Origin of the sequence: Rheinheimera sp. UJ51, from assembly GCF_020819615.1 — a bacterium.
GTDB classification, from domain to species: Bacteria; Pseudomonadota; Gammaproteobacteria; order Enterobacterales; family Alteromonadaceae; genus Alishewanella; species Alishewanella maricola.
On sequence record NZ_JAJHOG010000001.1, the window covers coordinates 280888 to 302659 of the forward strand.

18 protein-coding genes and 5 tRNA genes are annotated in these 21772 nt (G+C 46.5%); 3 read left to right on the forward strand and 20 right to left on the reverse strand.

Annotation, left to right across the window (positions count from 1 at the left end):
* Positions 1–158: 158 nt before the first annotated feature.
* Positions 159–557: a cytochrome b562 gene (locus LMJ53_RS01195; RefSeq protein WP_229584416.1), complete on the reverse strand. Its 399-nt coding sequence runs from the start codon at positions 555–557 to the stop codon at positions 159–161.
* 220 nt (positions 558–777) lie between these two features.
* Complete coding sequence (locus LMJ53_RS01200; protein WP_229584417.1) at positions 778–2967, reverse strand: M3 family metallopeptidase; 2190 nt, start codon at positions 2965–2967, stop codon at positions 778–780.
* A 272-nt stretch (positions 2968–3239) separates the two neighbouring features.
* Here LMJ53_RS01200 and LMJ53_RS01205 point away from each other — a divergent pair, with 272 nt between their 5' ends.
* The gene (locus LMJ53_RS01205; RefSeq protein WP_229584418.1) at positions 3240–4445 is read left to right on the forward strand and encodes a dipeptidase; all 1206 of its coding nucleotides are present in this window, start codon (positions 3240–3242) and stop codon (positions 4443–4445) included.
* Between the two features lie 71 nt (positions 4446–4516).
* Here the strand turns inward: LMJ53_RS01205 and bdpA are convergent, their stop codons facing one another.
* From bdpA to LMJ53_RS01220, 3 genes are all read right to left on the reverse strand, one after another.
* Complete coding sequence (gene bdpA, locus LMJ53_RS01210) at positions 4517–6013, reverse strand: BAR domain-like protein A BdpA (protein ID WP_229584419.1); 1497 nt, start codon at positions 6011–6013, stop codon at positions 4517–4519.
* A 267-nt stretch (positions 6014–6280) separates the two neighbouring features.
* Positions 6281–6427 (reverse strand): hypothetical protein, encoded by a 147-nt coding sequence (locus LMJ53_RS01215; protein ID WP_229584420.1) that lies wholly within the window; start codon positions 6425–6427, stop codon positions 6281–6283.
* Positions 6428–6551: 124 nt separating this feature from the next.
* Positions 6552–7061 carry a M48 family metallopeptidase gene (locus LMJ53_RS01220; RefSeq protein WP_229584421.1) on the reverse strand — a complete coding sequence of 170 codons (510 nt, stop codon included), beginning with the start codon at positions 7059–7061 and terminating at the stop codon, positions 6552–6554.
* Positions 7062–7326: 265 nt separating this feature from the next.
* Between LMJ53_RS01220 and LMJ53_RS01225 the strand changes: the two genes are divergently transcribed.
* A complete protein-coding gene (locus tag LMJ53_RS01225; RefSeq protein WP_229584422.1) occupies positions 7327–8013 on the forward strand; it encodes a 2OG-Fe(II) oxygenase in 687 nt (228 codons plus the stop codon).
* A 239-nt stretch (positions 8014–8252) separates the two neighbouring features.
* Here LMJ53_RS01225 and LMJ53_RS01230 read toward each other — a convergent pair whose 3' ends face one another.
* The 3 genes from LMJ53_RS01230 to LMJ53_RS01240 are packed head-to-tail and all read right to left on the reverse strand — an operon-like array spanning position 8253 to position 13351.
* The gene (locus LMJ53_RS01230; protein WP_229584423.1) at positions 8253–9674 is read right to left on the reverse strand and encodes a YfcC family protein; all 1422 of its coding nucleotides are present in this window, start codon (positions 9672–9674) and stop codon (positions 8253–8255) included.
* A complete protein-coding gene (locus tag LMJ53_RS01235) occupies positions 9671–10540 on the reverse strand; it encodes an N-formylglutamate amidohydrolase (RefSeq protein ID WP_229584424.1) in 870 nt (289 codons plus the stop codon). Before LMJ53_RS01235 ends, LMJ53_RS01230 begins: the two co-directional genes overlap by 4 nt.
* A gap of 60 nt (positions 10541–10600) precedes the next feature.
* Positions 10601–13351 (reverse strand): TonB-dependent receptor, encoded by a 2751-nt coding sequence (locus LMJ53_RS01240; RefSeq protein WP_229584425.1) that lies wholly within the window; start codon positions 13349–13351, stop codon positions 10601–10603.
* A 123-nt stretch (positions 13352–13474) separates the two neighbouring features.
* Between LMJ53_RS01240 and LMJ53_RS01245 the strand changes: the two genes are divergently transcribed.
* Positions 13475–14374: a LysR family transcriptional regulator gene (locus LMJ53_RS01245; RefSeq protein WP_229584426.1), complete on the forward strand. Its 900-nt coding sequence runs from the start codon at positions 13475–13477 to the stop codon at positions 14372–14374.
* Between the two features lie 673 nt (positions 14375–15047).
* Here LMJ53_RS01245 and LMJ53_RS01250 read toward each other — a convergent pair.
* The 12 genes from LMJ53_RS01250 to tolQ all read right to left on the reverse strand — a co-directional run bounded on the left by LMJ53_RS01250 (position 15048) and on the right by tolQ (position 21772).
* Positions 15048–15137, reverse strand: a tRNA-Ser gene (locus LMJ53_RS01250).
* Between the two features lie 115 nt (positions 15138–15252).
* Positions 15253–16311 carry a quinolinate synthase NadA gene (gene nadA / locus LMJ53_RS01255; RefSeq protein WP_229584427.1) on the reverse strand — a complete coding sequence of 353 codons (1059 nt, stop codon included), beginning with the start codon at positions 16309–16311 and terminating at the stop codon, positions 15253–15255.
* Positions 16312–16438: 127 nt separating this feature from the next.
* Positions 16439–16514, reverse strand: a tRNA-Lys gene (locus tag LMJ53_RS01260).
* A gap of 26 nt (positions 16515–16540) precedes the next feature.
* Positions 16541–16616 (reverse strand) — tRNA-Lys (locus LMJ53_RS01265).
* Between the two features lie 19 nt (positions 16617–16635).
* Positions 16636–16711: transfer RNA gene (locus LMJ53_RS01270), tRNA-Lys, on the reverse strand.
* A gap of 26 nt (positions 16712–16737) precedes the next feature.
* Positions 16738–16813 (reverse strand) — tRNA-Lys (locus tag LMJ53_RS01275).
* Between the two features lie 174 nt (positions 16814–16987).
* Positions 16988–17785 (reverse strand): tol-pal system protein YbgF, encoded by a 798-nt coding sequence (gene ybgF / locus LMJ53_RS01280; RefSeq protein WP_226750335.1) that lies wholly within the window; start codon positions 17783–17785, stop codon positions 16988–16990.
* Positions 17786–17805: 20 nt separating this feature from the next.
* A complete protein-coding gene (gene pal, locus LMJ53_RS01285; protein ID WP_226750336.1) occupies positions 17806–18327 on the reverse strand; it encodes a peptidoglycan-associated lipoprotein Pal in 522 nt (173 codons plus the stop codon).
* Positions 18328–18374: 47 nt separating this feature from the next.
* Positions 18375–19721: a Tol-Pal system beta propeller repeat protein TolB gene (tolB, locus tag LMJ53_RS01290; protein ID WP_229584428.1), complete on the reverse strand. Its 1347-nt coding sequence runs from the start codon at positions 19719–19721 to the stop codon at positions 18375–18377.
* Positions 19718–20686: a cell envelope integrity protein TolA gene (tolA, locus tag LMJ53_RS01295; protein WP_229584429.1), complete on the reverse strand. Its 969-nt coding sequence runs from the start codon at positions 20684–20686 to the stop codon at positions 19718–19720. Before tolA ends, tolB begins: the two co-directional genes overlap by 4 nt.
* A complete protein-coding gene (gene tolR / locus LMJ53_RS01300; protein WP_324295575.1) occupies positions 20676–21104 on the reverse strand; it encodes a protein TolR in 429 nt (142 codons plus the stop codon). Before tolR ends, tolA begins: the two co-directional genes overlap by 11 nt.
* Complete coding sequence (gene tolQ, locus LMJ53_RS01305; RefSeq protein WP_324295579.1) at positions 21104–21772, reverse strand: protein TolQ; 669 nt, start codon at positions 21770–21772, stop codon at positions 21104–21106. The genes tolR and tolQ overlap by 1 nt, the downstream gene beginning before the upstream one ends.

The window sequence follows — 21772 nt, forward strand, 5'->3', positions numbered from 1 at the left end:
TATCCTGACGCCGCTCAAGAAGTGCTGGTAGCGTCTATTTAAGTATAGGCGATCTTTGTGAAACTGTGGCTCAACACAGGCTAGCAAAGGCTTTAAGACTAACCCTTTGCTACTAAACCATCAGATTAATCTAAAGTACTTTCAGCATCTTGATGCTTTTAATATTTTCCAAAAATTAATTGCCAGAAACTGAATTTGCGCTCTTTATGGTACTGCTTTTTTAATTGTTCAATTTGCTGTAAGTGTTGTTTTAACTTAGGCAAGTCATCCGCGGTAACCGCAGCTTTAGCCAGCGCTAGCTCGGCTAATACTTTGTCTAAGCCTTCGTTGTATACTTCGGCTTTGTCAGAGGGCAGTGGCGCTTGTTTAGCTTGCTGCACCAGCTTTTGTAACTTTTCAACAAAAGGTAAGGCTTCTGCCGTTGTGCTCGCTTCAGAAGCTTGCTTGTGGGCAAAACCCATGGTTTTCATGGTTCGTTCTAAATTAACCGGCTCTTTTGCCAGTACCGACTGACTGCTCACTGCAAGTAACATAGCTAATAGGGCTGTTTTAATCATGACACTCTCTCAGATCTGATAATGCTTTGCAGTATACCTTAATCTGTCAGGCTGATCATGATTGCGCTGCCACCCAGTGCTGCAACAGGGGGTTAGCTTGTAACGGTAAGCGCAAACCTTGGAAAGCTGCCTTGACAGCAGTGTCACGCGCCGGTCGCAGGCTAAGCTTGAGACAAAAAAGGAAGCCCGCAGGCTTCCTTATATGACGCATTAACCGAGATTAGTCGGCTTTCGGGATCGGGAAACCGCGATCGCGCATTAAGGCGTCGATTTTGGCATCACGACCACGGAAAGCCCGGTAGGCCTCGGCGGGATCAACCGCATTTCGCACACTGAACAAATGCTCAACTAACTTTGCAGCAACTTCTTTATCGTAAAAACCACCTGGCGCTTCGGCAAAAGCTTCTGCGGCATCCGAGGTTAATACTTCCGCCCACATGTAACCGTAGTAAGCCGCAGCATAACCTTCACCAGAAAACACATGGCCAAACTGCGGCGTACGATGGCGCATGACAACTTGTGATGGCATACCCATGGCCGCTAAGGTATCTCGCTCAAAAGCATCAGGATCAATGCCTGTTGGATCATCCAGCATATGCAGTTTTAAATCGATAATGGCAGAGGCTAAATATTCCGTGGTTTTGAACCCTTCGTTAAAGGTCGCGGCATTGTTAATTTTAGCCACCAACGCTTTTGGCATAGGCTCGCCGGTTTCATGATGCACTAAAAACTGACTGATCACTTCGTCGGTTAATAACCAGCGCTCTAATAACTGTGACTGGAACTCGGTGTAATCACGCACCCCGCCGTTTAAGGTTGGGTAGGTGACCTTAGCCGATAACGCATGTAGCGCATGACCAAATTCATGAAAGTAGGTTTCAGCATCATCCCAAGAGATAAGTACAGGCTCGCCCGGTGCCCCTTTAATAAAGTTAGAGTTGTTAGACGACAACACGTTTTTCGCACCGTCAAAGTTGCTATAACTGCGATAACTGGTGGCCCAAGCACCCGAACGTTTACCGGTGCGTGCAAAGGGGTCGAGGTACCATAAACCAATGTGCTTACCGCTGGTTTTATCGGTCACTTCCCACACTTTCACATCTTCGTGGAACACCGGCACACTGCCATCGGCTACCGCGGTAAAGTTAAAATTAAATAAGCGGCCAGCAACATAGAACATGGCTTCGCGCAGTTTATCTAATTGCAGATACTGTTTAACTTCGTCTGAATCTAAATCGTACTTGGCTTTACGCACTTGCTCTGCATAAAAACGATAATCCCAAGGCTCAATGGTAATGTCATTGCCCTGCTGTTTAGCCAAAGCTTGCATATCGGCCACTTCTTCTTGCACCCGTGCAATAGCCGCAGGCCACACCGACATCATTAAATCCATTGCGCGTTGTGGTGATTTTGCCATCCGATCTTGTAAACGCCACGTGGCGTAATTCTCAAAACCCAGCAAACCCACACGCTCATCACGCAAGGCCAAAATTTCAGTAATTAACGCATTGTTATCTTGTGCATCACCATTATCGCCGCGGCTGTAATAGGTGTTCCAAACTTGCTTGCGCAATTCACGCTCAGTGGAATAGGTTAAAAAAGGGTCCATTGATGAGCGCGTATTGGTAATGGCATACATGCCTTCTTTACCACGACTGTTGGCTGCAGCGGCAGCGGCGTTAACAAAAGACGTGGGTAAACCGCCTAATTGCTCTTTGGTGAGATACAACACGTAGTTTTCTTCGTCGGCTAGCGTATTATTTGAAAATTGCGTATACAACTGCGCTAAACGCTGATTGATCGCGGCATAACGCTTTTTCTGCTCTGCGTTTAACGTAGCGCCGTTATTGGCAAAGCCTAAGTACACCAGTTGTGTTAAGCGTTGCTGCTCTGGGGTTAACGACTTCATCTCTTCTGAATTATAAACAGCGGCAACACGCTGAAATAATGCTTCGTTTTGCGTAATTTTAGAATTAAAGTCAGACAGCTTTGGCGCCATTTCACGTTGGATCGCGCGGAATTCTTCAGACGATTTATTCGCACTCCAAATGCCGTAATAAGTGAAAACCCGATCGAGTTCTGCACCCACACGCTCTAAAGCAACAATCGTGTTTTCAAAATTAGCGGCTGCAGGATTAGCCGTGATTTTATCGATATCGGCCAAATGCGCCGCCATGCCCTGCTCTAGCGCGGGTTTTAAATCCGCTAACTGCATCTTGTCAAAGGCCGGCACGCCTTCGAAAGGACCAGTCCATTTTTGTAATAACGGGTTAGTTTGCTTTTCAGTAACCGCTTGCTCAACGGCCGCGGCCGTCGCATTTTTTTCTGCCGTCGGCGCAGCCGTGTCGTTACATCCGAGTAAACTTACAGAAACTAGGGCGCAGCCGAACCAAAGAGGTAAAGATTTCATGCACATCTCCAAAAATTCTGATAAAGCAGTATGACTCTGCTAATAAGTAACCTAAATACCGAGCAAGTCTCGGCCAGTACCCTTAGAGTACCGTGATTAAATTCACTAACGCAATTTAATCCAGCTTAAAGCACTGAGCAACCAGCGCAGACTGAACTCAATAACCCACTTCAATCAGCGCTGATATTGGCATATTGGTCGGATAGTGCTTGTCGGCAGCCCAAAAAGCTGCTCAGATGAAACTTGGCGTACCCAACAATAAGAGACGATGAATGAAATTTCAATTAAGTGCTATGACCATACTCTGTAGCACCCTGCTGTTAAGCAGCTGTGCCCAGACCATGCAAACCACAAGTAACAACTTAGCTGAGCTAAACACCGCCGATCGCGTAGCGCAGCAATATATTATTGTTGATACCCATATCGATGTTCCTTATCGACTCCATAAAAAATGGGAAGATGTAACGGTTGCCACGGCTAACGGCGAATTTGACTATCCGCGGGCACAACAAGGGGGCTTAAATGCGCCCTTTATGTCTATTTACATTCCCGCGTCCTACGAGCGCACTGGCGGTGGTTACCAACTGGCCAATCAGCTGATTGATAGTATGGAAGCCCTGGTTGCACGCGCCCCGGATAAATTTGCCATGGCCAGCAGCACACAGCAGGTATTGGCACAATTTGGCAGCGGCAAAATTTCTTTAGCCATGGGGATGGAAAATGGCACGCCGATCGAAGGTAAATTAGAAAATTTACAGCATTTCTATCAGCGTGGTGTGCGTTATATCACGCTCGCCCACTCTGAAAGTAATCATATTTCAGACTCTAGTTATGATATCCGTCGCCGCTGGCAAGGCTTAAGTCCGTTTGGCAAAGAGCTGGTAGTGGCGATGAACAATATCGGTATGATGATTGATATTTCGCACGTATCAGACGATGCCTTTTATCAGGCCGTGGCCATCAGTAAAGTACCGGTAATTGCTTCGCATTCGTCACTGCGCAGCTACACGCCTGACTTTGAGCGTAATATGGATGATGATATGTTAAAAGCGCTGGCCAAAAATGGCGGCGTGATCCAAATTAACTTTGGTTCATCCTTCGTAACACGCCAAGCCAATCAATATAACGCCTTACGTAAAGCGGCTGCGCAGCAAGCGGGCGTGGAAGATAATCAAGCATTTCGCGAAGCTTATAGCAAAACCCATCCTTATCCGTTTGCGACATTAGACACCGTACTGGACCATATTGACCATGTGGTAAAGTTAGTGGGTATTAACCATGTGGGTATCGGTTCGGATTACGATGGCGTAGGCGATTCACTGCCCATCGGTTTAAAAGACGTGGCCAGCTACCCGAACTTGATTGCAGGCTTATTTAAACGCGGTTACAGCGAAGAAGATATCGTGAAAATTCTCTCGGGTAACCTGATGCGCGTTTGGGCAGAAGTAGAAGCTTATGCGGCTAAACAAGCCAGTTAACGGTTAAGCTAGTCATGATGTCAGGCCCTTGCAACCAAGGGCCTTTTTTATGTGCAACTTGCCACTGGTGCTTACAGATAAGCGCGACTAAACGAGTCTTTTGATTGTTTGAGGTAATCACGCGCTTTGCGAGCGTGCGTTTCCCACACTTCTTTGTCAGTTTTTTCAGTAAAGGGGTTTTGTTCAGCCGCTACTGAGCGCTCAAAACGTTCATAGTAGGTCAACATGGCCGAGGTGATCTGGTTAAAACTGTCTTTATAGCGCTGCATACCATCGAGTAACTCGGAGGTTTTTAGAACAAAGCGGATCAGCTCGGTGTTACTGCCATCACTTAAATAACTGCCCGCTTTTAAACTGATGTTGCCGGCCACCGCTGCCCCCAGCTTTTGCCGGATCGCTTCATCTTTACTTAGCACCTTACTGATATTCTCTTTGGATGCCACCACACTGGCATGCAATAACGTATCGCGTAAATGCCGGTCGAGATCGCGTCTAAAGCTATCAATATTGCGCTGAATGCTCGCTAAATCATTATCTAACGCGGTGACCAGTTGTAATTCACGCTCTAGCTCGGATAAAAAGCGCTCGGCATCCTGATAAATTTTTAAACCGTTGTCTTCAGCAAATTTTCGATCCGCTCGGCTTAACCCGGCATTTTGGTAACTAGAGCGGTCAAAACTCACCGCCAAAAAGGATTTAAACGGCTCTGCAAAGGCCGAATAAGTGCCCGCACTGACTACATTTAAAGTAGCCGTCACCAGATCACCAAAGGGTTTGATCATCGAGTTAAGTCGTGCTTGCTGAATTTTAGAACTGACGCGTTTGGCATCACTAACGATATTGCGAAAACTGGCATAGGACATTGGATTGGACATTTTATTGCGCTCTGAGCTGGCGAGCACTAAAGAGATCCCCGAATGCAAGGCATTAGCGTATTCGAGATACTGCCGCTGCACTTCTAACTGTGCCGCATAATTCGTGCCCAGCGAACGAAATGACTCGGCTTGCACTTCAATATTTTTATCTTTACGCAGCTTATCCAAAATGCCGCTAATAATGCGCTGCTCGTTTTTATGCAAAGCGGTCGCTAATAAAATGCGACTGGTTTGCAAGTCATCTAATTGTACAAAGCCATGCTGAGATTCAATATCCAGCCGTAAAAATTTACGCCCAGGATCATCCACCGAAATGCGGTGCGCTTTATAGCCTAACTCTCCCGCTTGCTGTTCAATCACGGCAACCGGCTGCCACGCACTGTCTAAGGTGCTTTTTTCTGAGACCAACACTTGAATACGGTAAGAAGTAAACTCCGACTCGGGCAGCACCCAAAGCTCAAGCACGCCTTGCTCGCCTATCGATTCTCGGCTAAACAAGGAGTTACTGCCGGCCTGACAGCGCATCGCGCCCTCACCCGTTCGAGGTTGTTCGTTGGTTAATTGGCACTCACCCAGTTGTCGCCAAGTTTTTAAGCTGCTTTGTTCAAAATCACTACTAAATACGATACCAGCGGTTTGCGCCGCCGTAGAAAACGCAACCATTGCACACAATATTGCCGCAAGCTTACGCATTATCACCTCGAAAGTGTAAGTAAAAGGGTTGGAAGCCAGGACTGATGCTTAATTCGCCGCGAATTCTAGCAGTGCCTTTTGCCCAGCACAATTAGCCACAGCAGAGGGCAGCGTAAGATTTTATCGCACAGTACCACTAGCAACGCGCTGAAGATACGCTCTGCAAACTGAATAATGGCTGAAGGGACAGTTAGTAAGTTATTGACTAACATCGGCGGTGCTAACGGTTTGCCCTTTGCCGTAACATAATCACGAACCATGGTGTAATTAACATTGCGGATACATTAAAAAAGCCTGACGTTGTTCTTGACGGAACTGTTGCAGAGCACATTCAACTTGATGCAGTAAGCGTCTGTTATGTAACTGCCGATCGGGTTCATCAATTGCGATTGATTGTGCTGTTTTGAATGCCACTTACAACATCATCCCAAACGCTATCAGCAATAACCGGCATGAAACTCAACCCAATCGCTTGGGTTAGATAAAAACACTGCCCAGCTAATGCTGAGTTGTTTTGGCAAGAACTTGCAGGCTCGAACTAGTATTGAGGGCTTGCTTGATACTCCCGCCAGGTTAAAAACAGCCGCAGATCAAGCTCTAACTGATGGTAGTCGGCCAACATATATTGGCACAGTTGATAAAAGGCTTTGTTATGATCTTTCTCGCGCAGATGCGCCAGCTCATGCACAACGACCATCTGTAACAGCGGCAACGGTAATTGCTTTAACACACTGGCCACGCGAATTTCATTTTTACTTTTTAGCTTACCGCCCTGCACCCGGCTTATTTGCGTATGGGTGCCCAGCGCATTATTGATGACATGCAGCTTAGGATCAAACACCACCTTACTTAGCGGTTCGCTACTTTTTAAATGCTGGCGTTTTAACTCAAGCGTATAGTGATATAACGCTTTGTCGGTTTGCACCGCATGCACCTGCTCTGGATAACGCCGCGCTAAGACGTTACCTAATTGCTGGTTCAGTATCAGCTCACTCACTTGCTGCTGCACCTGTGCAGAGTAGCCTTGTAAATAGCGTAATGCGCTCATACGACGTATTAATGATGGATTAGTCAACCTTGGCGGCAGTATAGGGATTTTGTTTTAGGCTGTATAGCGCGAGGCCTTATCGGCAGCCAGCTGAACATCACACGGTGTTGAGGGCACAGTGCTATAGCCATCGCGTTAGGCAGCTAGGTTAGCGGGCTGAAATGGGCATCACTCACACACTTAAACAGAAAATGAATAGAAATTAGGTCTTCTGCCCTTTATTATCACGCCGATTACAACAACCCCCAATTTATAGGTGCTGGCGATGTGGTTAAACAAAGCGCTAATAACCGATACCGCGGTGCGTGCTTTTCGTAAACAACTAATACACTCAAGCCCACAACATCTGGTGCTGGATCATTTATTTGATACGGCAAAATTGCATAGCGTGTTAGCTGCCCTGCAACATGCATCGAACTGGCAAACGCAACAACATACCTACTCCGCCTTGTATGTCGACTCGTCTACCTGGCAAAAAACCACCGCGCAACAGCGTTTTGTGCAGCGCGATCTGTGGCAACGCCCCGAGCAAAATGACCCCAGCGATATCGCACAGCAATTTCTGCTGTTTTTACGCAGCAATGAATTTTTAGCTTTATTGTCACGGCTGTTCAAAGTGGCTTTAACCGATATTAATGTGGCTAACCCGGCAATAAATACCAATTACTTTCGACTAAGCGCTAACGATTTTGTCAAACAACACGCGGATGACTCACCGGGTAGAGAAGTGTGTATGTTGCTGTACTTAAACCAAGACTGGCGTGAGGAAGACGGCGGTGAATTAGTATTTATGGGAACACATCAGCAACCTATTGCTATCTCACCACTGTTTAATCGCTGTGTGTTGTTTGATCCCGCCTCCAGCGGTGCTGAGCATTGGGTTAACGCGGTCTCGCCTCTAAGCCAGAAGTTATACCGATATAATGTCACTAGTTGGTATTGGTCTGAGTAACCGGCTTGATGAGAAGTTGATCTCGGCTTACCACTTTCTGGTGTGGTATAGCCGGTTACAGCTTGGGGCACGCTCCGGCTCGACATTGCTCCAAAGCAGGTTATGCTTCCCGGCGTGTGAATCGAACCTCTTGGTGAACCTCCTGTTTGTTATCTTGAGGCATTAATGCAAAAGGCCCTCGTAGTTAACGTGGGCCTTTATCAATTAACTTGCTATGTATTAACTCACTTTTTGAATGCCTAATACCCCACTGAAACAGCAAAAAAAAGCATGAAGCAGGCAAGGATAATAAACACTAAGACTAGTGGAAAGATAAACTTAGCCCATTGCGTCCAACTGACTTGTGCGGTGGCTAAATAAGCTAATAAGGTGCCTGATGTTGGCGTAATCATATTGGTAATACCATTGCCAAACAAAAAGGCCAGCACAGTAGTTTGCGCGCCGACACCCGATAATTGACCGAGTGGTCCCAAGATTGGCATGCTGACCGCCGCTTGCCCTGAAGTTGAAGGGATCATCACATCTAACAATAACTGTGAAATAAACATCCCAACTACGGCAACATAAGGATTGTCTTCGCCGATAATACCAACTAACCCATGCACTACCGCATCCAGCACTTTCCCGTTCTCCAAGGTGATCGCGATGGCAAAGGCAACACCAATTAAAATACTGGCCAACAAAATCTTTTTCATACCGGCGACAAAAGCATCTGCCGCACCACTGGCACCTAAACCACTGCAACTGGCCAAGATAATACTTAACCCTATGTAATAAGCGGTAAGTTGTTGGTTTTTCCACTGCCAAGTATTAGAGGCATACACTAGCCCAGCTATGCCGCTTAACATAATCAGTAATAACAGCAAATGCCGCTTACTCAGTTTTTTACTATCAAACTCAATGGCAACTTGGGTATTAAAACCCGCCCGCCGGATCATCAACAGCATGAAAATGATTCCGAAAAACAAATAAATAAAGAAAAACAACGTGCGCATGCCTGCACCACTAAAAATCGGCAGCCCCAATAATGGCTGCGCAATGGTCAGTGGTAATGGATTGGTTATTGAAGACAAATAACCGACCTTAACCGCCACCGTTAAAATAGCCAGCCCAATCAGGTTAGACATCCCTAATCTTCTGGCCAGCTCTACCATCAACGGAATAATCAATAAATATTCTGATGCTAGCCCAAGAAAAGTACTGCCCAAGGCAAACATGGTCATTAAAAAAATCACTAAACCATAAATGTTGCCTTTTACTGCAGAAAGTAAACGCTCTAAGCCGGCATCAACAGCGCCCGACTGATTTAAAATGCCAAACATACCACCGATGATCAGCACCATAAAAATTAACCCGCCGCCACGCTGCAGCCCCGCTGGAATGGCCTGTAGTACATCAACAACGCCCACAGGCCGCGCTTCTCCTGCTGCCGCATCTGCCACCGTACCAAAAACATGGCGCAAGGAGCGATCTTTCTCAATCACCTGATAGCTACCCGCGACCACTAAACCATCGGCACGCTGATAACTTCCAGAGTCGAGTAAATAAGTTAGGCAAGATGCCAACAGCAAAATAAACAGCAAAACAACAATGGGGTTACTGCCACTACGTACTGTTTTGTTGAAAACAGGCTCAGGGGCGGTGTTTTTTTGCTCTGTCATAAAGAATTACCTTGGGCTAATGATGACAACTTAGCAGAAATAAAATTGCGGATGACTGCCGCGAGTTCAGCTAAATCACTTTGTAACTGGTAAAAGCCTGCATGTTTACTAAAGGTTTTTTCATCCATGTACAAAGCCCGATTAATTTCAATTTGCACGCTATGTCGGTTATGTTGTGGATCAGCAAAACATTCGGTGAGGTAGCCGCCCTTATAAGGATGATTTACCGCAACGCTATAACCCGCGTTTTCAAAAAAATTGACCAGTAATTGCGTAAAGTCAGCATCAGCAGAGCGTCCATCTTTATCGCCAATGACTATTGATGGCCGGGCTTGCTCGTTATCAATATTCATAGCATTACCACGTGACTTCATAGAATGACAATCAATATGCCAAACAGCACCGAATGTTGCATGATAATTCGCTAATAATTCGGCTAAACACTGATGGTATGGCAAGTAATAATCAGCAATACGCTGCTGCACGTCCGCCACTGATAATGGCTGCTGATACATGGGCAAACCAGGCAACGCATAACGACGCAATAAGCCCATGCCTCGCTGACTGTAGGCCGTAGGGTTAATGCTAGCAGGCCATTCACCGGCTATCATATCCGGATCAATATCATCAACCGCTCGATTTAAATCAATGACCATTCTGGAAACTAAGGCTTTTAAAACGGTCGCACCAACCTGTGTTGCCGGCTGCCATAATTCATCAACATAGGCATCCCAGCCCGAACGCATCTGCGCCTCTGATGCTTGACACTGAAAACCTGTTGGCAACGCCATACCACTGTGTGGCGAGTCAAAAACAAGTGGAATGGCGGCGGCTTCAGGCAACAACAACTGAAAGCTTTTTATCATAGGGTTTCTCATTTATACATTAAGCTGAAGGGCACGTGAAACGTGCCCCCTCTTTAACCTTTAGAAGTCATACGTCATTTGCAGGTAATAGAAACGGCCTACCGCATGGTATGTCTGTTGATCGAAGTTGATATTGGTATTCACTCGCGAAGTAGGCGGTTGTTTATCAAATAAGTTGTTAATACCTAAACGCAAAGCAAGACCATTGTCTAATTTATAACCGCCAGTAAGATTATGATAAAACATTGACCCAATGTGACTAGGCTGGTTAGCAAACACTTCGGTAGTATCACCGATATAACGTACATCATAAGCCAGTGTGAAATGGTCGTTACGCCATTGAGTGGTAAAATTACCACGCCATTCTGGATAAGCTTCTCGCACCCCAGCTAGACCTTTTTTGTCTGTTGTTAAAGTAGAACCATCGGCTAAGGTTGCAACCTCAGCAAATTTATTAAGCTTGGAGACACTGGTGCTAAAGTCCCAACGCCCTAAGCTATTATTCAAACGGTAACGGATTACGGTATCAATCCCCGACACCTCTGTTTCATTCAGGTTCACCGGACCATCAACCACATTGGTAATTTCACCTGTCACTCCACGGCTGATCACGTTGCAGTTACGCCCCGTAAAAGCACATAAATCAAGAAGGTTTTGCGTTCCGAAGGCACTGATCGTGTTGTCAATTTTAATGTTGTACCAATCAGTGGTAATACTAAACCCCGTTAACCAAGTGGGTGTATAAACAAAACCCGTAGATAAATTTTCAGAGGTTTCTGGGGTCAGTAAAATATTGCCACCAAGCGTAATGGGAATATTTGCATCGGTTTGTACATAAGCCGCTGGAATGCCAGCACAACCTGGTAAGCTAGTATTGGCAGAGCACGGATCATTCACCGGAGAAAACGAAGCACGCTCACCTTCATAAAGCTCTAATAATGACGGCGCTCGAAAGCCTTCGGCCCAAGTTGCGCGTAACATCACATCTTGCATTGGCCGGTAAAGAATCCCCACTTTACTGTTCGTTGTATTACCAAAGGTACTGTAATCTGAAAAACGTGAAGCCAAGTTCAGTTCTAAAAGTTCGGCCAAAGGTGCATCCGCTAACAACGGAATATTGAGTTCAAGATAAGCTTCATACAGATCATATTCACCCATGGTGCCGGTGCGTGGAGCTGAAGATGTAGTTTGATAACGAGTCACTCGCGCTGGCGAGTTAATAATGCTATCTGGGGTATCGGTGCCCTGCTCTTTACGATACTCCATGCCTGTAGCTAATAACACATCACCAGCCGGCAATTCAGCAATAGCATTGGTCAGGTTAAACCGTAGATGCTGCTGTTTTGCTTCATTAGCATCTTGCCCAGTGAAATTAATATAGTCCACCATGGCTGGCGTTAACGAATTAAACATATTCACCGGCACACAATCGGCAAGCAAATCACTGACATCAGCTTGAATACCGGCCGCATTACAGGCACGTAAGCCCAATGCCAGCTTATCCAAATGTATTTGATTTGTTGATGAAAAAGTACCTTCGTTTTTAGCGAAGGATGCAAATGCATCCCAACGCCAGTCACCAGGTAAAAAACCTTCTAAACCGAGACCGAAACGCGTTGTTTCAACCTCCTGCACGTTTTTGCGTAAACCATTATCAACAAAAAAGTTAGTCATCACAAAATCGCTACCAGAAAACTCTACGCCAAACGGATTCACGCGAGGATCGTTCGCAATAATAAACCCCCGACTACCATTTACTATCGGAATGACAGCAGAAAATTGTTGATCTGATTCACGACGATTATGTAATAACTCAACACGTAAACGAGTCTCGGTAAAAATAGCGGTATCAGCCAATTGAAACTGTGCTTGGCCATACAAACTTAGCCGCTCATTTGGTGCGACGACGTAGTTATCATAATAACGATTAAAACGATCATTCGTTGTCGCCGGCCGCCAGCTGGCGAGGTTATTACCATCGGTACCGGGCTCACGGGTAATACCTTGAGCGGGGATGGTAAAATTAACCCGTCCTGCTAAGCTGCTTTCTCGAAATAAACCCTCAGCTGAGCCTAAAGATAAACCATTCAAAGGTAATGCCGTGAGCTCGCGATCCTGAGTAAAGATAGGTTTTTGGTTGGAATAACTGGCAGCAAAAAGAAAATTATGCTCCCCCACATCTTTACCCAGCTTAAGATCTAAATTGGTGGTTTGTCGGTCACTTTCGCTACTTTGTCCATAGTACGCTTTAACACTGGCCCCATCATAGTCTTTCAAAGTGTGAATATTAACGACACCGGCAATGGCATCAGCACCATAAATAGCCGTAGCACCATCTTGCAGTACCTCAACGCGATCAATGATGGCAAATGGAATGGTATTCAAATCCACAAAATCACGAAAACCACGACTACCCGCACCATTAACCCAGCGGTTACCGTTCACCAAAACCAATGAGCGGTTTTCACCTAAATTACGCAAGTTCATACTAGAAGTACCATGGCTGGTACCCGCAGAACCGTTATCATTTAAACTGGCACCAACCGAAGGCAAGCCTTGTAAGATTTCACCGATCGACATCGCCCCTTTAATGTCTATGTCAGCCCGTTCAATAGTTTGAATAGGGCTACCTTCGGTTTCACCTCGGCGTAATATGCGTGAACCGGTAACAGCAATTACTTCAACAGACTTTTCAGCATGCTCTGCTGTTTGCTCTGCCTGTTGCGCATAAGTTGGATTAGCTGCAAAAACTAAGGCACTGCTGATTGCCAAAGTAAGCATTGATAATGGGTAGAGAGGATGTTTATTCATGGCGTTTCCCGCTGCTTGGTATTAATGATGTGTTGTGTCATCAAGAAAACTAGCAAAGCCGCCAAACCTATGCAATATTATGATTTTTTATTATCGCCCCATAACAAAACGTCATAGGAAAATATGGATAATTTAAATTTACGTAGCTTATTAAGCTTTCAAGCCATTATGCAAACGGGTTCTGTCACGGCAGCAGCCAAACAATTAGGTTTAACACAACCTGGCGTTAGTCGGCTGTTAGCAAGCTTAGAAGAACTCGTGGGCTTTCAATTATTTTATCGCGAGCACAGCCGGCTTATCCCAACCGCTGAAGCAAAAAATCTCGCCCCTGAGATTGATTTATTACTGAGTAATGCCAACCGTTTTTTAGCTTTAGCAAAAAACATCCACCGCACTGAAACCGGTTCGTTAACTATGGTCGCGCCGGCCAGCTTTAATTCAGGCCCGCTAGCAGATGCTGTCGCCAGTTTTATCGAAAAATATCCCAAGGTATCAATAAGTATTGACTCACACAGTCCGCAACTTGCTCGTGATTTGGTGGCTCAGCGCTCTATCGATTGTGGCTTTATTCAATTACCTGAGAACCATCCCGGCCTGATTAGCCAACCTATTTTGCAAAGCCCTATGGTATGTGCGGTGCCGATAGAGCATGTTTTAAGCCACCATAAGACACTGCATTTGCACGATTTAACTCAGCATCCGCTAATTATGCTGGGGCAAGGTCGACCTTCCCGCCACAAAATTGAGCATGTATTTAAAGAAGCACACTTTCAGCCAACGATTCGATTAGAAACGCACAGTGTCGCAACGGCTTGTGCTTATGTTAAACGCGGCTTAGGTATTGCTATTATTAATAAAGTGTTGGCGCAGCAGTACGTTAATGATCAATTCAAACTCATTCCATTAGCACCACTGATTAATCATGAATACGGTTTTATTTATTCGGCATATGCACCTATGCCACGTTTAGTGCAGGCTTTTTATCGGCATTGTATTGCGTTTTTTGAACACGCTTCTGAGTAGCTTATTATGACCATGGCGTGCTGCAAATAAATCCGCTTTATCCATGCATAAATAGCAAGTTGGTCGAACCGCAGGGTTCGAACCAAAGCCTTATCTATGCTGCGTTAAAACAAAAGGCCCGGGCTTTTAGCGACATTGAGGGATTCACTCGTGCCATCCATGGCACTCGCCCTTCGGACGGCAGAGCCGTGCAAAACGGCAATCCTGCCGTTTTGTGCCAGCGCAGTCGGTGGCACTGGCTCTGCGGGCCGCACTAAAGTGCGTCCAAATTCGTTCCCGGCGAATTTGTATTCCGGGCTTCCTGCCCTCCACCCTTCGGGGCCGTGCTAAAGCACGTTTAAATTCGCTCCCGGCGAATTTGTCGAACCTAAGGGTTCGAACCAAGACCTCATCTCTGCCGCGTTAAAACAAAAGGCCCGAGCTTTTGGCGACATCGAGGGATTCACTCGCGCCATCCATGGCACTCGCCCTTCGGACGGCAGAGCCGTGCAAAACGGCAATCCTGCCGTTTTGTGCCAGCGCAGTCGATGGCGCTGGCCCTTCGGGCCGTGCTAAAGCACGTCCAAATTCGCTCCCGGCGAATTTGTCGAACCTTAGGGTTCAAACCAAGTCCGCTATCTCGACGCATCAAAACAAAAAGCCCACGCATAAGCGTGGGCTTTTTGTTTTGATCTGGCGGAGAAAGAGGGATTCGAACCCTCGTTAGGGATTAACCTAAACACACTTTCCAGGCGTGCGCCTTCAGCCACTCAGCCATTTCTCCGGAACTTGCGTTGCAAGCGCGGCTATACTAGGGAAAAAGGCCGCGCTTAGCAATAACTAATTGGTATAGCACAAGCTTATTGACGCTATTTTGGCCAATCCCTGTGTTACAAAAACTAAGCGTTACCTTTTACTACGGTTTTTTGTTCTTTAGCAAAATTCAACATACGGTCTAGCGGCAGTAATGCTCGCTCACGCAGTTGCGCATCAACAAAAATTTCATGGCCAGTATGCTCTAGCAGCGCTTCCTCAATCGCTTTTAAGCCGTTCATCGCCATCCAAGGGCAATGCGCGCAGCTGCGGCAAGTTGCGCCGTTACCGCCGGTTGGGGCTTCCATAAACGTCTTGTTTGGCATTAACTGTTGCATCTTGTAAAAAATACCGCGATCAGTCGCCACAATAAAGATGTCATTCGGTAAGGTTTGGCTGGCTTTAATCAGCTGGCTGGTCGAACCGACAGCATCGGCTAACTGCACCACGCTATCAGGCGATTCAGGGTGTACCAGCACAGCGGCTGTTGGATATTGCTTTTTCAGCTCAATTAACGCTTTGGCTTTAAATTCGTCATGCACAATACAGGCGCCGTTCCACAGCAACATATCGGCACCGGTTTGCTTTTGCACATAAGCGCCTAAGTGCTTATCAGGGCCCCATAAGATTTTCTTACCCTGGCTGTCGAGGTAGTCCACTACATCTAAGGCAATAGAAGACGTGACAACCCAATCGGCACGGGCTTTAACGGCCGCAGAGGTGTTAGCGTATACCACAACTACGCGGTCAGGGTGGGCATCGCAAAACGCTGAGAACTCTGCCGCTGGGCAGCCTAAGTCTAACGAGCAGGTCGCTTCCAAGGTTGGCATAATGACCGTTTTTTCTGGCGTAAGAATTTTGGCGGTTTCGCCCATAAACTTAACGCCAGCCACCAACAAGGTTTTTGCAGGGTGCTGGTTACCAAAACGCGCCATTTCTAAAGAGTCCGATACACAACCACCGGTTTCTTCGGCCAGCGCTTGAATTTCTGGATCGGTGTAGTAATGCGCCACTAACACCGCATCTTTTTGCTGCAATAAGGTTTTGATCCGCGCTTTGTAAGCGGCTTTATCATCGTGACTTAATGGCACAGGCTTTTTCGGGAAAGCAAAATCTTGCTCTGAAAAATACAACGGCTGATCCATAGAAGATACTCAGTAGCTGGTCAAGGCCGCGTATTATATAAGGCATAACATAAAAAGGACAGTACAGATGTGCGAAGCGATTAGGTGGTTTACGTTGAGAGTCTGAGTAGGCTACGTATTTGCGAAGTGGTGGGTCGTGCTGGATTCGAACCAGCGACCAATTGATTAAAAGTCAACTGCTCTACCAACTGAGCTAACGACCCGCTTCGGTATACTGTATTGTGCAATTTGGTGGGTCGTGCTGGATTCGAACCAGCGACCAATTGATTAAAAGTCAACTGCTCTACCAACTGAGCTAACGACCCAAACAGGGTAAACACGAAGTGGTGGGTCGTGCTGGATTCGAACCAGCGACCAATTGATTAAAAGTCAACTGCTCTACCAACTGAGCTAACGACCCACTTCGGTGTACTTGTTTGTGCGATTTGGTGGGTCGTGCTGGATTCGAACCAGCGACCAATTGATTAAAAGTCAACTGCTCTACCAACTGAGCTAACGACCCTAACCGCGGAGGCATATCTTACTGATTTACGTAATTAGTGCAACCAAAAACTGTGATTTTTTCGGCTTTAGCCGGCTGACTGCTTAAAATCCCAGCGGATTGGTGTAAGGCTATAGACGAATTGTTTAATCGCTAAACAACAGAAAGAAAAAACCCGGCACCAGGCCGGGTTGATCATTTAAGCGCCTCGAGGCGTTCCTTTGCCAGTTTGGCAGCCGTAGAGCTACCATGTGCAGATACCAGAGTTCGATAATGCCCTAAAGCGGTGGCTTTATCGTTGTTGCGTTCTGCTATCTGTCCAAGCTTCAATAATGCATCCGCCACTTTGCTTGATTCGGCGAAGTTTTTCACTACGCGTTCAAACTCTGTTTTCGCTTTAGCTAGCTCGCCATTGTTAAACAACAGCTGCCCTAACCAATAATGCGCGTTGGGTGCATACACCGAATTTGGATAAGTACGCAAAAAGTTCTCAAATTCAGGAATAGCAGCATCATAGCGTCGGTCTTTCAACACCATGTTGACTGCTCTGTCATAGGCGTCGTTTTCCGAGACGTTACCCGAAACCATGACTGCCGGGCCACTCGTAGCCGGTGTGGCTGAACTCGGTGCAGCGTTAGACGCTCCACCTTGTACAGCACTCACCCGCCGTTCTATTTCCTGGTAAATATCACGCTGTCGCTGGATAATCTCGTCCAGCCGGTATGAATGAGTTTCAGTGACCCCACGGAGATCGCTTACTTCATCCAGTAGAATCTGCAATTGTTGCTGCATACGCACTTGGCCTTCGGCGCGGGCTTCAACCACCCGCTCCAACGTTGCCAATCGCTGCTCTACTGTACCCACCGCGGCTGCAGTGGCTGATGTTGAAGTTGTTCTGCCGCTTTTACTTATCTCAGTAACCGGCGCCGGATTTGCCCAGACGCCAACACTGACTAAGGACATTGCTATAAGCAGAGGTTTCTTCACTATCATCCTCACTCGTACCTTTTAAATTAGTAAACTAATACACCGCGACGGTTTTTAGCATAAGCTGATTCGCCTGTCTCACGTACTGCTGGCTTTTCTTCGCCGTAGCTTACTGTAGAGATCTGGCCAGCGCTTACGCCCAGGTTCTGTAAATACTGAACCACAGACATTGCACGACGCTCGCCTAACGCGATGTTGTACTCTGGCGTGCCACGTTCGTCAGTATGACCTTCAACAGTCACACGTACGCTTGGGTTAGCGCGCAGGAACTCACCGTGAGCTTGCAGAACTTCTGCAAATTCTGGACGGATAGTTGCTTTGTCGAAATCGAAGTATACGGTGTTTTCACGACGTAATGCTTCCATTTTTAAACGCATTTGTTCAGCAGCAGCAACCGCTGGATCTACACGTTCAACTTGTACAGTTTGAACTGTGTTAGCAGACGTGTCAGCGTCGCCAGCACCTGTTGAAGACTTTGAGCTACACGCAGCTAAAGTTAATACTGGAACTGCGATTAACAGACCTTTTAACACTTTATTTAAGTTCATCATTTGTCCTTAGATTAGATTAGATTTACCAAGTTTTACCAAGTTTTTTATAAAAAAGGTGACCAAGCCGGCGATTTCACCTGTCCATCAGCCGCCGGTAGTCGTGCTTTAAAACGCCCATCCATAGAAACCAGTGCCAACACTTGCGAACGACCATGCATAGTGCTGTAAATTATCATCGAACCGTTAGGTGCAATACTCGGTGACTCATCTAGGTTAGTAGCGGTCAACACTTGCAAATAACGGGTCTGTCTGTCCATTCTTGCCAGATGATAGCGGCCGTTGGTACGGTTAACCATAACAATCGACTGACCATCTGGTGAGTAAGTCCCCGCCAGATTCATTTCGCCTTCGAACGTTAAGCGACGGGTATCGCCTGTGTTCAAATTTACGCTATAAAGTTGTGGATTACCACCGCGCTCAGAACTGAACACAATTTCTGTCCCATCTGGTGACCAGCTCGGTTCTGTATCAATGGCGCGATGACTGGTCACACGGGTTAACGCTTTGGTGGCCACATCCATCACATAAATTTCTGCATTGCCGTCTTTAGACAATACCATCGCAATCTTTCTGCCATCAGGGGACCAGGTTGGGGCACTGTTAATACCCGGGAACGAGGTCAAAATGGTACGACGGCCGCTGTAAATATCTTGAATATAAATTTGTGCCTGACGCTTTTCAAAAGTGACATAAGCTAATTTGGTACCGTCTGGTGACCAGTTAGGCGACATCAATGGTTCTTTCGAGCGTAATAATACTTGCTCATTATAGCCGTCATAATCAGCAACGACTAATTGATATTGAAATTCTGCATTAGGACGCACTAAAACATAAGCAATCTTAGTTAAGAAAGCACCGCGCTCACCGGTTAACTTTTCGTAGACAATATCACTAATACGATGGGCGTACTGGCGGAATTGACTGCCGTTAATCGTGGTTTCACGACTGTCTAACAAGTACTGTGGCGAACCACCTAAGATACCGCTATTCAGCATCTGGCTGCTTAAACCGGTGCTACCTTTTAATACATCAATTAATTCAAAACTAACACTGTAACGGTCGATGCCAATTTCAGTAATAGACCCCATTAAAATGGCTTCTACACCTTCTTTTGCCCAAGCTGAAAAATTAATGTCAGCTGAGGTTGCAGGACGCTGCGGCATTTTTAAAAACGAAATAGGATTAAACTTACCGCTACGCATTAAATCGGCAGACACGACATCCGCGATATTTTCTTTAGGCAAGGTAGTGCCTTTGAACGTGAACGGTAACACCGCCACCGGACGGGCAGAATCAACACCACCGGTAATCACAATTTCTAAAGAAGCATGCGCTTGCATACCGACCAGCAGTAAGACACTGCAACCTAATTTACGTAAAAAATTCATCATCTAAATTCTGGTGCCACCGTTAATGTTATGTCTTTGAGTTGGTTATATACATCAGGGTCAGCTGACATCGGCAAGGTCCCTGCCCGATTTACCGCTCGCACTGCTGCATCACATACCACCCGCTCACCGCTAATCACATTGACACTTGTCACAAAACCATTGGTTGCTAAGCGAATATTTACCCGACAAGTACGGCCACGCATGGTCGATTCATCTTTAATCAGGTTTCTATCAATCGCATCGCTGATCATCGCGGTATAGCGTTGAACCTCAGTCACAGCTTGTTGTGATCTGGCTCTGCGCCGCGCTTCCGCTTCTGCGGTTAACTGCTCTTGGATCATCCGTTCGCGTTCAGCTTGCTCTCGCTCTTCACGTGCTTTTTGTTCACGTTCAGCTTGCGCTTTGGCCAACGCGGCTTGTTCCGCTTTGCGTTTCGCTTCTGCTGCTTTGGCCGCTTCTTCCGCTTTTTTGCGTTCTTGCTCTTTGGCAACACGCTGTTGCTCGGCAGCGCGCGCTTTAGCCGCTTCGGCCTCTTGTACTTTCTTTGCTTCTGCAGCAGCTTGTCTTGAAGCCTGGGCTGCGGCATCCGCTTTACGTTTTTCTTCTGCTACCCGTTTTAAGCGAGCTTCTTCTGCTGTGCGTGAATTTTCAGCTTCTTTCGCACGGCGTTCTAAATCTCTAATACGTTTCTCTTCAGCTTTACGTGTATCGTCTTGCTGTTTTTTTATCTCAGCAACACGCTGCTCTAACGCTTGCTTATCTATCGCCACCGCTTCAACAGGCGCTGGTGGCGGTGGAGGTGGCGCATCGGCACTGAGCCCTGCTTCACCCGATAACATAATTTCAGTTGGCTTTGGCCAAAAACTTAAGGTACTGATGAATAAGCCCAGCACTAACGCAAGGTGCAAGCCTACTGATTTTGCCAGTGGTTTTTGCCACCACTTTGCTTGCAACTCAGACTTCATTGTCAGTCATCAACCCGACAGCGGGAGCCCCAGCGTTTTTCAACACATTGATCAGGCGTATCACAGAATTGTAATCCACACGACCATCACCTTTTACTATCACCTGAGTGCCAGGCTCAATGCTTAACCAACTTGCCACTTCAACCTGTAACTGTGTCGCGGTAAAAGGGCCTTGCTGGTTACCGTCTTTTTCAAAGTAATACAAGCCATCTTCATCAACGGTGGCCACTAAAGGCGTTTTACCGTCTTTCATTTGTTCAATCGGTTGTGCCGCTGATTTTGGCAGTTCAACCTTCACACCTTGCGTGATAATCGGTGTGGTAATCATAAAAATCACCAACAACACCAGCATAACGTCGATATAAGGTACTACGTTAATCTCAGCAACTGGGCGGCGCTTTTTACGCGGGTACATCATTAGCCTTGATCTCCGCTACTGACCTGACGATGCAGAATATTCGCAAACTCTTCAACAAAGTTGATGTAGCTGCTTTCAATCTGCTCAACCTGCGTTGAAAACTTGTTATAAGCAATAACGGCCGGGATGGCAGCAAATAAACCAATTGCAGTTGCAATTAAGGCTTCAGCGATACCAGGCGCCACCATCGCTAGGGTGGCTTGTTGCACCGCACCTAAAGCGATAAAAGAATTCATAATACCCCAGACCGTACCGAACAAACCGATATAGGGGCTGATTGAACCGACAGTGGCTAAAAATGGCAAATCCGATTCTAAGCGCTCTACTTCGCGCGATAAGCCTACGCGCATCGCACGATGCGTGCCGTCCATCACTGCCGCTGATTGGCGACTCGTTTTGTGCATCCGCGCGAACTCTTTAAAGCCTGACTTGAACAAGGCTTCCATACCGTTGGCTTGTTGGCGCGCACTGACTTCAGCATATAACTTAGATAAATCAATGCCCGACCAAAAACGGTCTTCAAACTTTTTCGCATCACTTAACGCTTCGGTTAAGATCTTCTTGCGTTTAAAAATCATCGCCCACGAGGTTACTGACATCCCCACCAGGATTAACATTACTGCCTGAACAACTATGCTGGCATCGAGCAATAAATGCAGAATGGAAAT

Coding starts and splice junctions, on each gene's coding strand:
- pal (WP_226750336.1), bottom strand. CDS start 18,327: ATGAACTTAAATAAAGTGTTAAAAGGTCTGTTAATCGCAGTTCCAGTA.
- nadA (WP_229584427.1), bottom strand. CDS start 16,311: ATGGATCAGCCGTTGTATTTTTCAGAGCAAGATTTTGCTTTCCCGAAA.
- ybgF (WP_226750335.1), bottom strand. CDS start 17,785: ATGATAGTGAAGAAACCTCTGCTTATAGCAATGTCCTTAGTCAGTGTT.
- tolR (WP_324295575.1), bottom strand. CDS start 21,104: ATGATGTACCCGCGTAAAAAGCGCCGCCCAGTTGCTGAGATTAACGTA.
- LMJ53_RS01200 (WP_229584417.1), bottom strand. CDS start 2,967: ATGAAATCTTTACCTCTTTGGTTCGGCTGCGCCCTAGTTTCTGTAAGT.
- LMJ53_RS01225 (WP_229584422.1), top strand. CDS start 7,327: ATGTGGTTAAACAAAGCGCTAATAACCGATACCGCGGTGCGTGCTTTT.
- LMJ53_RS01195 (WP_229584416.1), bottom strand. CDS start 557: ATGATTAAAACAGCCCTATTAGCTATGTTACTTGCAGTGAGCAGTCAG.
- LMJ53_RS01220 (WP_229584421.1), bottom strand. CDS start 7,061: ATGAGCGCATTACGCTATTTACAAGGCTACTCTGCACAGGTGCAGCAG.
- tolA (WP_229584429.1), bottom strand. CDS start 20,686: ATGAAGTCTGAGTTGCAAGCAAAGTGGTGGCAAAAACCACTGGCAAAA.
- LMJ53_RS01240 (WP_229584425.1), bottom strand. CDS start 13,351: ATGAATAAACATCCTCTCTACCCATTATCAATGCTTACTTTGGCAATC.
- LMJ53_RS01245 (WP_229584426.1), top strand. CDS start 13,475: ATGGATAATTTAAATTTACGTAGCTTATTAAGCTTTCAAGCCATTATG.
- bdpA (WP_229584419.1), bottom strand. CDS start 6,013: ATGCGTAAGCTTGCGGCAATATTGTGTGCAATGGTTGCGTTTTCTACG.
- LMJ53_RS01235 (WP_229584424.1), bottom strand. CDS start 10,540: ATGATAAAAAGCTTTCAGTTGTTGTTGCCTGAAGCCGCCGCCATTCCA.
- tolB (WP_229584428.1), bottom strand. CDS start 19,721: ATGATGAATTTTTTACGTAAATTAGGTTGCAGTGTCTTACTGCTGGTC.
- LMJ53_RS01205 (WP_229584418.1), top strand. CDS start 3,240: ATGAAATTTCAATTAAGTGCTATGACCATACTCTGTAGCACCCTGCTG.
- LMJ53_RS01230 (WP_229584423.1), bottom strand. CDS start 9,674: ATGACAGAGCAAAAAAACACCGCCCCTGAGCCTGTTTTCAACAAAACA.